At 54.1% G+C, this 13333-nt stretch carries 9 protein-coding genes; all 9 read right to left on the reverse strand.

Annotated elements, in window-relative coordinates:
• Window positions 1-2874, reverse strand: a complete 2874-nt coding sequence (locus tag TH19_RS03730; RefSeq protein WP_114100992.1) for a monovalent cation/H+ antiporter subunit A — start codon at window positions 2872-2874, stop codon at window positions 1-3.
• Window positions 2875-3055: 181 nt separating this feature from the next.
• Window positions 3056-4264 (reverse strand): MFS transporter, encoded by a 1209-nt coding sequence (locus tag TH19_RS03735; protein WP_114101220.1) that lies wholly within the window; start codon window positions 4262-4264, stop codon window positions 3056-3058.
• Window positions 4265-4435: 171 nt separating this feature from the next.
• On the reverse strand, window positions 4436-5671 hold the full coding sequence (locus TH19_RS03740) for a phenylacetate--CoA ligase family protein (RefSeq protein WP_114100993.1): 1236 nt from the start codon (window positions 5669-5671) through the stop codon (window positions 4436-4438).
• A 47-nt stretch (window positions 5672-5718) separates the two neighbouring features.
• Complete coding sequence (locus TH19_RS03745; RefSeq protein WP_206927130.1) at window positions 5719-6501, reverse strand: ABC transporter ATP-binding protein; 783 nt, start codon at window positions 6499-6501, stop codon at window positions 5719-5721.
• A 153-nt stretch (window positions 6502-6654) separates the two neighbouring features.
• Window positions 6655-7893: an ABC transporter substrate-binding protein gene (locus TH19_RS03750; protein ID WP_114100995.1), complete on the reverse strand. Its 1239-nt coding sequence runs from the start codon at window positions 7891-7893 to the stop codon at window positions 6655-6657.
• Between the two features lie 104 nt (window positions 7894-7997).
• Complete coding sequence (locus TH19_RS03755) at window positions 7998-9071, reverse strand: branched-chain amino acid ABC transporter permease (RefSeq protein WP_114100996.1); 1074 nt, start codon at window positions 9069-9071, stop codon at window positions 7998-8000.
• A gap of 18 nt (window positions 9072-9089) precedes the next feature.
• On the reverse strand, window positions 9090-9983 hold the full coding sequence (locus TH19_RS03760; protein ID WP_114100997.1) for a branched-chain amino acid ABC transporter permease: 894 nt from the start codon (window positions 9981-9983) through the stop codon (window positions 9090-9092).
• 62 nt (window positions 9984-10045) lie between these two features.
• Window positions 10046-11995 (reverse strand): long-chain fatty acid--CoA ligase, encoded by a 1950-nt coding sequence (locus TH19_RS03765; protein ID WP_114100998.1) that lies wholly within the window; start codon window positions 11993-11995, stop codon window positions 10046-10048.
• Between the two features lie 2 nt (window positions 11996-11997).
• Window positions 11998-12807: an ABC transporter ATP-binding protein gene (locus tag TH19_RS03770; RefSeq protein ID WP_114100999.1), complete on the reverse strand. Its 810-nt coding sequence runs from the start codon at window positions 12805-12807 to the stop codon at window positions 11998-12000.
• Window positions 12808-13333 lie beyond the last annotated feature (526 nt).

Consider the following 13333-nt stretch of genomic DNA (forward strand, 5'->3'; position numbering starts at 1 on the left):
TCAGGCCTCCTTTTCCGGGGTTGCTGGGATTGCAACAGGTGCTGATGGATCGTGATCCATCGGATCAACATTCACATCAACATGTTCGGCCATGCGTTCAACCTGTGACAGTTTGGCAAGGGCCAGCATCACCGCCCCGACCACGGTCAGGAAGACACCAAGGTCAAAGCCCATGGCAGATGCCAGTTCGAACTCGCCAACAATCGGCAGATGAACGTGGGTAAAGCCGCTGGTCAGGAACGGAAGCCCCGCGACCCAAGCCGAAATACCCGTGATGGCCGCAGCAATCACACCCAGACCAATCATGCCGTGATAGTTCACCTTCATGCGGTTCTGGGTCCAGCCAAAGCCCGACGCCATATATTGCATGACCAGCGCAACCGACACGACCAGACCGGCGATAAAGCCACCGCCCGGTTCGTTATGACCGCGCAGGAAGATGTAAACACCCACCATCAGCGAAAGCGGCAGCATCACCCGCGTAGCCACTACCATCATCATCGGATGACGGTCGGCCGAACGGCGGTTGCTGACCACCCAGCTTGCAAGACGCTTGGCGGCTTCGCCCTGGGTGACGGTTTCAATCAAGGCAAAGATCGACAATGCGGCAATGCCCAGAACGATGATCTCGCCAAAGGTATCAAATCCGCGGAAGTCGACGAGGATGACGTTCACAACGTTGGTGCCGCCGCCTTCGATTTTCGAATTGGCCAGATGATAGGCCGAAATCGAATTCGGCAGATCACGGGTCATGATCGCCCAGATCGCCCCGCCGACGCCAAGACCGGCAGCAACCGAAACGATCACATCGCGCAGCTTGCGGCCGGGCATGCTTTCCTTCGGTGTTTCCTTTGGCAGGATATTAAGTGCCAGCAACATAAGGATAACCGTCACCACCTCGACCGAGATTTGCGTCAGGGCAAGGTCAGGTGCCGACAGATAGATGAAGCCAAGCGACACGATCAGACCAATCACCCCAACCAGCAGCAAGGTCAGCAACCGGTTGTGATGCATGAAGACCGACGCGATACAGGTCACAACAAGCAACAGCCAGGCAATTGCCGCAGGCGGCGAAACTTCAAGAAGTTCACGCGACCCTGACAGGTAATCAGGCTGTGCATAGAAGCCCGACACACCGATTGCCACCGCTGCCATAACCATAATTGCCAGATAACGCTGCAAGGAACCGTTATGCAGGTTGTCCGAGATCAGACGGCTCAATGCGACCAGCTTGACCATTGCGCAGTCAAACATGGACTTGGCATCCGGACGTGACAGATTTGCCGTCGCCGAAAGAAGGCCACCATGACGCATCAAAATAACCGCACCCAGAACAAGTGCAATTGCACTCATGCCCAGTGCCGGGGTCAAACCATGCCACAGGGCCAGGTGATATTCCGGCAACTCACCGCCGATCACCGCACCCGATGTCGCTGCGACCAGCGGACCGGCGATTGTGCCCGGGAACAAACCGATCAGAACCACAAGAACCGTCAGGAATGCAGGCGGTGCCCACATGCCGAACGGCGGATCATGCGGATGATGCGGCAAGTTCTCGTCGCGCGGCTTGCCCAGCCAGACATGGAAGATAAAGCGGAAGGAATAGGCAACCGAGAAGATCGCACCAATGGTGGCAAGCAGCGGAACAAGCCAGTTCTGATCGAACCAAACCGTATGCCAAGCTTCTTCCAGCATCATTTCCTTGGACAGGAAGCCGTTAAATGGAATGACACCGGCCATCGATGCCGCCGAGATAATCCCGATGGTCCCGGCGATCGGCATCAGGTTCAACAACCCGCCGAAACGGCGAATGTCACGCGTGCCTGTTTCATGATCGACAATGCCCGCCGTCATAAACAGCGCGGCCTTGAAGGTCGCATGGTTGATGATGTGGAATACACCGGCAACCGCCGCCATCGGCGTTCCGAAACCAAACAGCATGGTCACAAGACCAAGGTGACTGACCGTCGAATAGGCCAGAAGTCCTTTAAGGTCATGTTTGAAGATCGCGATCCATGCGCCCAGAACCATCGTCACCAGACCGGCAGTCGCAACGATATAGAACCATTCCGGCGTACCCGACAGAACCGGCCACATGCGCGCCATCAAAAAGATACCGGCCTTCACCATGGTAGCCGAATGCAGATAGGCCGAAACCGGGGTCGGTGCCGCCATCGCATGGGGAAGCCAGAAATGGAACGGGAACTGTGCCGATTTGGTGAAACAGCCAAGCAGGATCAGGATCAAGGCCGGAACATACATCGGCGATGCCTGGATCAGATCGGCGTTTTGCAAAATGTCGGTCAGGTTATAGGAACCGACAATGTCGCCAAGGATCAGCATCCCGGCGATCATGGCCAGACCACCCGCACCTGTGACCGCAAGCGCCATACGCGCACCCTGACGTCCTTCGGGCAGATGTTTCCAGTACCCGATCAACAGGAACGATGACAGCGACGTCAGTTCCCAGAAAATCAGAAGCAGCAGAATATTATCGGACAGAACAATACCAACCATCGCCCCCTGGAACAGAAGCAGGAACACATAAAAGCGTCCCATTGGATCGTTCTTTGACAGATAAAACCGCGCGTAAATGATGATCAGCAAGCCGATGCCAAGGATCAATGTTGCGAACAACAAGCCCAGACCATCAAGGAAGAAGGTCACATTCAGACCCAGTTCCGGCAGCCAATTATAACTGACCTGAAATACTTCGCCGCCAATCACAGCCGGGGCCTTGGCCATCAGCAAGATCAGAGCAAGCAGCGTGACAGAACCGGTGGCAGTAGCACATGCATTGCGCCCGGCCCTGATCATTATGGCGGGCAAGACCGCCCCAATGAAGGGAAGCAAAACAATGAGGGTGAGACTCATGAAAGACCCTTATTTTTGGATAATCGCCGCATCGCCCCCAACGCGAGACAGCAAGAAAATTCTGGCAGAAGGTAATATTTGTTCAGAAAATGGTCAAGAAAACCCAAACGGCGCAGCTTTTTGCCTTGCGACTGTCAAGTGAAGCTGATCACCCGTGATTTTGGCGATTTCAACTGACAATTTACTTCCTGCCACCTGCGAGTAGCGATGCTTCGGGCATCATGCGCAACCGCACCATCGCAACCGTGCCCAGTACCGGCCCGATCGACAGCATGGCAAATGCCCCCCACCATCCGGCCCAATCTGCAACAACCGGCACCAGATGGATAGAAACCAGCGCGATCACAAACCCGATGGCATTTTGCATGGTCAGGGCCGTACCAACCTGATGGGGATCGGCAAGTTCGATCACGCAGGATGAAAATTGCGCAGAATCCGCGACCACCGCAATGCCCCAGATAATGCAGATCACCATCAATATGGCAAAAGGTGCGTCGCCAAAGGCACCTGCAATCAAGGCACAAGCGGCACTGACCACCATCGCGGCAATTGTCACCGTGGTCCGGCCAATCCGGTCTGCGTAATAGCCCCCCGCAAGTGATCCGAACGCCCCGACGCCGACAATCGCAAAGGTGGATAATGCCGACCAGATGCCTGGATTTTCGACCATTCGGTCCGAATAGGCCCCATACAGGAACAACCCGATCCAGCCCCACATGGCATAAAGTTCCCACATGTGACCGAAATAGCCATAACAGGCATGGCGCAAGGGTTTGTTAGCCCAGATTTTACCGACCATGCGCGGATCAAAGCGCGGCGACTTTCCCGGTGTTCCGCCCAGATGCACAAACAAAACGGCAATTGCCGCCAGATAGGCCGATACACTTGCCGTAACGATCACCAGCCGCCAATCCAGTGGAACAGCGACCGAAAACAGATGCGGCATGGCCGACCCCATGGTCAATGCCCCGACCAGAAGCCCGACCAGAAAGCCGGTATCGCCGCGTGACCAGGTCGCCACCATTTTCATGCCGATGGGATAGATACCCGCCATACAGACACCGGTGATCAGGCGCAGCAAAATCACGATAATGCCATCGACGGGGACAGCAAGGATCAGGATATTGGCCGTGGCGGCAATGATGGCCGATACAGCCCAGAAACGGCGCGGCTCGATACGATCAGCAAGTCCAAAAATCGCACTGGTCACCGTGCCAAGCACAAAGCCAAGCAGAACCGAACTGGTAAACAGGGAAGACTGCAACGCATCGATATTGAATTCGCTGCGCAATTGCGGCAGCACGGCCGTTGCCGAAAACCAAAGGGCAAGCGCCATCAATTGGCACACTGTTATAATTGAAACAGCAACTCCCTTGCCGGTACGCGCCATCTTCCCCCCAGAATTCAAGGCCGGTGCAATAAAGTGAACGACATCATACAGAACCGCTACCAAATGCCCACGATTGATTGGAACCGTTGGAATTAAAAGAAATGCCGCCGGTCGAAACCAGGCGGCATCAAGTTTCCCGAGCGGGAATAACTGTTGGAAATGATCAAAAGATCAGCCGTGATCACGGCGATCATCAATCACCTTGCCGTCATTGGGCAGCGTACCGGACGGGTTCCATCCGACAACACCGCGCAGCTTGCAAACGCTTGCCATCGTTTCGGCAATGCCATCAATATTGGCCGATGCCTGATCGCCTTCACACAGAAGGGTCATGACATCGTTATCCTGTTCGCGGGTCACGACCAGACGGGCCTTGGAAATGGCCGGGTGGCGTTTGACGATCTCGGCAACCTGTTGCGGATGGACAAACATGCCTTTGATCTTGGTCGTCTGATCGGCACGCCCCATCCACCCCTTGATCCGGTCATTGGTGCGCCCACAGGGGCTTTGACCAACCGCAATGGCGGAAAGGTCACCAGTTGCAAACCGGATCAGCGGATAATCCATATTAAGGGTGGTCACGACCACTTCGCCAACTTCGCCATCTGCAACCGTTTCACCGGTTCCAGGACGGACAATTTCAAGAATGATGTCTTCGGCAACGATCATCCCTTCCTTGGCATCACTTTCATAAGCAATCAAACCAAGATCAGCACTGGCATAACATTGCAACATCGCGATCCCGCGTTCACCAAACCAGTCACGCAGTGCGGGTGGCAATGCTTCGCCGGAAACAAGCGCACGCTTGATCGACGAGATGTCAGCCCCCAGTTCCTCGGCCTTTTCCATCAGGATTTTCAGGAATGATGGCGTGCCGCTATAGCCAGCCGGTTTCAGATCATTGATCGCCTTGACCTGGGCTTCGCTTTGACCAACACCGGCCGGCACAACCACACAGCCACAGGCACGCGCACCGTTGTCAAAAATAAAGCCACCCGGTGTCAGGTGATAGGACAGGCAGTTATGAACGATGTCGCCCGGGCGGAAACCGGCAGCAAAGAATGCACGTCCCATCCGCCACCAGTCATCCCCCTTGCCCTGCGGATCATAAATCGGGCCGGGGCTTTGGAACATGCGTGCAAGGGCCGGAACCGGCGTTGCGTTCAGGCCTGCAAGTGGCAGGTCATTGGCCTGCGCATCAATCAGATCGGACTTGCGGGTGACCGGCAATGTCGCCAGTGCCTGGCGCGAGGTGATGGTCTGTGGATCAATATCGGCCAGAATGCGGGCATATCCGGCCGATTTGGTTTTGGCGTGATGCACAATGCGCGGCAATGCTGCCATCAACCCGGTTTCACGGCTTTCGGGAGTTCGGGTTTCGCGCTCGTCATAATAAGTCGTCAGCATCACACCTGTCTTTCAATCGAAATGGTAACCACAACAAAGTATGGCTCTTACAGCCAGCGTTTGCGACGTTTGTAAGATTTGATGTTCTTGAAGCTTTTACGTTCTTCAGAACCACCACCAAGATAGAACTCCTTGACGTCTTCATTGTTCAGAAGCTCGTCACGGGTGCCATCAAGAACCACCTTGCCGCTTTCCATGATATAGCCGTAATCGGCAACTTTAAGCGCAAAGTTGGCGTTCTGTTCGACGATCAGCATGGTGATGCCCTGTTCGCGATTGATCTTTTCGATAATCCCGAACACTTCCTTGACCAGAAGCGGCGACAGACCCATTGACGGTTCATCAAGCAGGATCATCTTCGGACGCGCCATCAAGGATCGGCCGATTGCCAGCATCTGCTGTTCCCCGCCTGACAGATAACCGGCAAGACCGGTACGTTCCTTGAGACGCGGGAAATACTCAAAGACCATCTCGATATCGTCTTTAACGCCCTTGTCCTTGCGGGTATAGGCCCCCAGACGCAGGTTTTCGATACAGGTCATATCTTCGATGATGCGGCGGCCTTCCATCACCTGGAACAGGCCGGAACGCACGATTTCTTCCGGGCTGCCATTGGCGATTTGCTGGCCCATGAAATTGATGTCGCCACGGGTCACTTCGCCGTCTTCGGTTTTCAACAAACCGGAAATGGCTTTGAGCGTCGTGGACTTCCCGGCCCCGTTCGGGCCAAGCAGAGTTACGATTTTGCCTTGCGGAACTTCAAGCGATACCCCGCGCAGGACAAGGATCACCTCGTCATAAACGACTTCGATGTTATTGACCGACAGCATCGGTTCAGCGGTATCAATTTTGCGGGCCGGCTCTGCCATGGTGTCCCTTTCGAATTATCGCTTTGTGACCTCCCGCTGTCGGAGGCAGTGCATCTTGCGTCTTATGCACCGCCCCCGAACAGTATGGGAGACATTCGTCTTTCTGATCCGGTATTAGTAACCGAGCCAGTCGTCACGACGCGGCAGGGTAACGGTGGTTACTTTTTTCACCGTAACCTCGCCACCTTTGGCACTGCCGTTATAGATATTGACGGTGTTGATGCCGCGATGATCTTCGGCGGTCCAGGTTGCTTCCATGCAAACACCTTCAAGACCTTTCGGTACCCAGTTGGTGCGGGCATACATGCCAGCCTTGATGTTTTCGCCGGTGATGCCACCATTCGCCTTTGCCCATTCCATGGCTTCTTTCATGTAATAAACAGAGCAGATGCCACGGATATAGTGATGGGTGCGGAATTCCTTGCCGGAGCTGTCGGAAACCTTGGAGATTTCACGAACGAGATCCATGCCCGGTACGCCTTCGTCGGTCCAGAAGCTGGTCATGGCCGGGAAGACATAGTTTTCAACATCGCCAATGGTTTTCAGCGTTTCGTAATCACCCGCCCAGATATTGGCGAGCCATTTCGGCGTCGCGCCAACCGTGTCACAGGATTTCACCAGCGACACAACCGACGGACCGAGGTTGCCAAGGTAACCATAGTTGGTACCGGCTTCTTTCATGGTCAGGCACTGTGCCTTGAAATCACCCGGCTTCATCGAAACAACAACCGGTGCGGTTACTTCAAAGCCAAGCTCGTTGGCATATTCAGCACAAGCTTCTTTCGGTGCGTTCGGATACGGGTGGTTATCCCCGATATGCGAGAAGACCGGCTTGCCCGAACCACCCGACTGTTTCCAGTCTTCGGCTGCCCACTGAACCATTGCACGGCAGGCATCGGAATAGGATGCGCCGTAGAAGAAGTTATAAGGAGCCGGCTTTGCGGTTTTCGGGTTTTTCGCGGTCGGGTCGGTCAGGTGACCGGAATAGGACGCGGAATAGACCGGCACGTGATCCTTGGCAACAAAGCTGATCAGCGCTTCGGTATCACCGGTGCCCCAGCCCTGCAACGCGATCATGTTGTTGCGCGAACGCCATTTTTTGTAGTTCGCAATCGCCTGCGGAACTTTATAGGCATAGTCAACGGATTCAGAATCCAGCACCGTGCCATCAATACCGCCGTGGATGTTGACGTAGGACAGCGCGTCACGCACGCCATCAGCATAGAACTTGCCGATAAAGCCGGTTGCACCGGTAATATCCATCAGATGGCCAACAAACACTTCGTCTGCTTTGGCTGCCGAGAACGACAAGCCGGTCGCAACCATGGCGGTTGCTGCAATCAGTCTCTTCATAACGACGTCTCCCTTGGACGTTTTCATAAAAGATAGCCTCCCGGTCTCCCCGTTTTGGTCCCGGCCCTTTTTGTTTTTTAAGCGGGCCGGGTTCGGGGTCTTTATCAGTACGAGAAGGGGTAAAGCTTCCAGTACGCCCTGATCTGTTGCCAGCGATGGGCAAGCCCATCCGGTTCAAAGATCAGGAACAGGATGATGGCCAGACCAATCGCCATCTCCTTGATATAAGCCAGCCCGTCGGTCACAGCCGTCGAACTTGCCCATTCGAAAACACTTAATGCGCTGACACCGCTTTCCATGACTTCGGGCAGAAGCACCATAAAGACAGTCCCCATCAGGGTGCCCTTGACCGATCCAAGACCACCGATGATGATCATGCCAAGGAACTGGATCGACAGCAGAATGGTGAAACCCTCGGCCGAAACAAAGCCAAGGTAGTGCCCGTACATCGCCCCGCCGACACCGGCATAGAAGGACGAGATGGCAAAGCTCATCAGACGGTATTTCGTCAGATTGATGCCCATGATTTCGGCCGACAGATAATGGTCACGTACCGCAACAAAGGCACGGCCATCACGGGTCCGCATCAGGTTGGTCCCCAGCAGATACATCACCACCAGAAAGAACAGCGACACATAGAAGAAGCTGAAATCATCCAGGATTTCATAGCCAAACACATTGATCGGGTTGGCCGCGGCCCCATATGAACCGCCGGTGAACCATTCGGCACGGGCAAAGAAATCTTCCAGAATGAACTGGGCAGCCAAGGTCGCAATCGCCAGATAAAGCCCCTTGATCCGGGCAGCGGGCAAACCAAACAGCATCCCCACCGCCGCCGTCATCAGACCGGCAAGCGGGATCGACAGCAACACCGGAATACCGGTCGTGTTGTTGATCCATGCCGACGCAAAGGCACCAAACCCAAAGAATGCGGCATGGCCCAGCGATATCTGCCCGGTAAAACCAACCAGAATATTCAGTCCCAAAGCCGCAATCGCGAAATAGGAAATCTGAATGAACAGGTTGACGTAATAGCCATCGAGAACAAACGGGATCAAGGCAACGGCAATGATGCCAAGGATCGCCGCATTGCGGATAAAGGTCGTATCGTAAATGCGGGTATCCTGACGATAAGTCGTCCGGAAATCACCGCAGGGACGCATTGAAAATCCAGCCATAATTCGTTTCCTCGTCCCTTAGATACGTTCGATATCTTTGGTGCCAAACAGGCCATATGGCTTGATGCACAAGATGATGATCAGCACATAGAACGGCGCGATCGAGAACAGGTTGCCCCAGTTCAGATACTGGCCGTCAACGAACTCGGCAGTGTTTTCCAGAAGACCAATGATCACGCCACCGACAATCGCGCCGACAATGGAATCAAGCCCGCCCAGAATAACCGCCGGGAATACCTTGATCCCGATAACCGACAGGGCCGAAGACACGCCATTGACCATACCGATGACGATACCGGCGATCCCGGATACCAAAGCCGAAATGGCCCAAGACATCGCAAAAACGGTTTTGACGGAAATACCAAGACTTTGTGCGACCTGCTGATCAAAGGCGGTTGCGCGCATCGCAAGGCCAAGCTTGGAATATTTAAAGAACCAGTAGAACCCGGCCATGATGAACAGAGAAATCACGAAGCTCATGATATAGGCGGTTTCGATCTGCATCCCCAAAAGGTTGACCGAACGGGTTTCAAATACCTGCGGATAGGTTGCCGTAGTAGCACCGAAAATCCACTTGGTCGCGGCCTGGAAGAAGATCGAAAGTCCGATGGTCACCATGATCACGGAAATGATTGGTTCGCCAATCATCGGGCGCAAAACAACCATCTGAAGGATGATACCGAACGCCATCATAAAGAGCAGCGTAAACAGGAAACCCAGCCAGAAGGGCAAACTCATTTCCACAAGGAACGCATAGCAAACCCACGCGCCAATCAGCAGAAACTCGCCCTGGGCAAAGTTAACAATCTGGGTTGATTTATAGATGAGCACAAAGCACATCGCGACGACGCCATAAAGCGTCCCGACGATCAACCCGTTCAGCAGAAGCTGGAACAGAAGTTCGAAATTCATGTTGCCATCCCTGTAATGGCGGTCCGCGATCCGGGGATCGGGACCACAGTTTTGCTGCTGCCTTATTCGGCGGCTTTCGGGGCCGTCTGTGCGACCTTGTTATCTTCGAGATCGACCACCCGGACACTGGTCTGGATGCGGGTTTTCGACCCGTCCTGGAACGTGATCATGGTGTCGATATCAACCTTGTCATTCCCGGCATAAACCGCATCGATGATGTCGGCGTATTTTTCGGCAACCACCCCGCGACGCACTTTGCGCGTACGGGTCAGTTCGCCGTCATCGGCATCGAGTTCCTTGTAAAGAAGCAGGAAGCGTTTGATGCGTTGCGCCTCTGGCAGGGTCTTGTTCACCTCGCGGATTTCCTCGGTGATCATGTCATAGACCTGCGGCTGGGCTGACAGGTTGGTATAGTTGGTAAAGGCAATCCCGCGCTGCTCTGCCCATTTCGCCATGATCGAATAGCGGATACAGATCATGGTCGACAGGAACGGCAGATCCTTGCCAAGAATCACGGCCTCGGCAATGAACGGCGAGAATTTCAGTTTGTTTTCAATAAACTGTGGCGAATAACGCACCCCGGTCGAGGTTTCCGCCAAATCCTTCATACGATCGATCACAACCAGATGATTGTTTTCTTTCTTGAAGTAACCGGCATCGCCCGTATGCATCCAGCCATCCTTGACGTCATCGTCATAAGCGGACTGGTTTTTGTAATATCCGGTGAACATGCCCGACGTCCGGGCAACGATTTCACCAACCCCGTTTTCATCGGTGTTGATCACCTGAATATCGGAATTGTCAAAGGCCACGCCGACCGTATCAAAATCAATATCGCCGGGCTGATGAATGGTATAGGCACCGCAAAGCTCGGTCTGGCCATAAAGCTGACGCAGCGGAACACCCATCGCATGGAAGAACTTGAAGGTTTCCGGACCAATCGCCGCACCACCGGTCGCTGCCGAGCGCAGATTGGAAAAACCAAGACGGTCTTTCAGTGCATTCATCAAAATGACGTCGGCCAGCTTGGAATGACCACCATTGTCGAGTGCGGTACGGGCCAGCGCCATGCCGAAATCAAACATCTTTTGCTTGAATGGCGTGGAATCCATCATGCGGGCACGCACGTCGGCGGCAATGGTCTCCCAGACACGCGGCGCAAGCAGCACGAAGTTCGGACCAATTTCGCGCAGGTCGGCCATCATGGTTTCCTGCTCTTCGACGAAATTGACGATCTGGCGGCTGACCAGTGACTGACCAACCACATAGACCTGCTCCATAATCCACGGAAGCGGCAGGACGGAAACGTAGTTGTCACCCGGATATTTCGGATCGGCGCGCAGATAAGCCGCGCAATGATCGAGAAAATCTCCAGAGTTCAGCATCGCCATTTTCGGCTTGGATGTGGTGCCCGACGTCGTGCACAGGATCGCACATTCATCGCCCTTGGTATCGGCGACCATCTGGTCATAGATACCGGGATTCTTTTCTTCAAGCTCGCGGCCGAGCTCATAAAGCTTTTCGACATCCATCAAACGCGGATCGTCGTATTTGCGCATCCCGCGCGGGTCGCAATAAACAATATGCTCCACCGTCGGGATATCTTCGCCAAGCTCGATCAGCTTGTCACACTGTTCTTCGTCTTCGGCGATTAGAATGCGGGCACCGGAATAGGTGATCAGATAGGCGACTTCTTCATGAAGGCTGTCCTGATACAGGCCGACCGACATTCCGCGCAACGCATGGGCTGCGATTTCGCCCCAAACCCATTCCGGGCGGTTTTCACCAATGATACCGACCACATCGCCCTGACCAATGCCAAGGGCGCGCATGCCAAGCGTCATCCATTTGACGCGGTCGTTGTAATCTTTCCAGGTAAATTCCTGCCAGATGCCAAATTCCTTTTCGCGCATGGCGACTTCGCCGCCCCAGTTGCGCGCATTATAGGCCAGCACTTTCGGGAAGGTATCAAGCGACTGAACGTCGGCATAATCGGGGATATTGCTGCTCATGATCAGGCCACCTGCTCGTCTTCGTCGGTTTCGTCGTCTTCTTCGCCGAGATAGGCCTTTTTGACGTGACTGTTGGCCATCACCTCGTCGGGGAGGCCTTCGGCAATTTTACGACCGAAATCCAGAACCATGACCCGGTTCGAAATATCCATGACAACGCCCATGTCATGTTCAATCATCACAACCGTCATGCCCCACTCTTCGTTGAGGTCGATGATAAAGCGGGCCATGTCCTCTTTTTCTTCGAGGTTCATACCGGCCATCGGCTCGTCGAGCAGGATCAGATCAGGACGCAGTGCAACAGCGCGCGCCAGTTCAACGCGTTTGCGCAAACCATATGACAGCGTACCTGCGGTTGCCTTGCGGATATGGGAAATTTCAAGGAAATCGATCACGTCTTCGCAGAAACGACGATGTTCCAGTTCTTCTTTCTGCGCGCCGCCAAACCAGTAAAGCGGCCCGTTCAGGAAGTTGTTCTTCAGAAGGTGGTGACGACCGACCATGATGTTATCAAGAACATTCATATGGCCAAACAGCGCCAGGTTCTGGAAGGTACGACCAATGCCAAGTTCGGCACGGTCATTCGGCTTAAGCGCCGTAACATCCTGCCCCTTGAACGATACCGAACCCGAAGTCGGGCTATAACGCCCGGACACACAGTTCAGCATCGATGTCTTGCCCGCACCATTCGGTCCGATGATCGAAAAAAGCTCGCCCGGCTGGACGGAAAAGCTGACATCACTCAGCGCACGTACACCGCCGAAAACCAGCGACACATCGCTGATCTGTAAAATAGGACTCTGTGACGTCATGCCGTCGCATTCCTCCCTGACTTGGGCCGCAAATGCCGCAGAACCACATTCGGGTTCATTTTGGTCAAATTCGCGAACCGAGATTCAGTTTCCCTGATGATGTGTCGGTTTATTATTCGACCCTGACCTTACGGAAACCGGGCCTGACACATTTAATAGGCATTTAAGTACCAATTTCAGCATATTGCGTCAATGCAATGATCAGCAAGGGATTGTGACTTTTCTACAAATTCGCATTGCACAATTTAAATTCGCCTGAGACAGCGCTTCTTTCTACCCTTGATTACGTAACGTTATCTGACGCAAAGGCCAATTAAGCCCGCCCTACTTCGTCGCATCGCAAAATTTTTTCCTGATCATGCACCGCACAAAATTCTGCACGGCGGCCGGGTCAATATTGATCGCAAACGGGTCGACCAAAGATCGAATCGCAACGGATTCGGGACAGGTTTTGAACTAATTGATCACGCGCGACCCGCCCGACAGGACTTTCGGCCACCAAAAGATCAAAAGCCCGGCCCACAGA

The sequence above is a fragment of the Thalassospira profundimaris genome (genome assembly GCF_003326675.1).
GTDB lineage: Bacteria > Pseudomonadota > Alphaproteobacteria > Rhodospirillales > Thalassospiraceae > Thalassospira > Thalassospira aquimaris.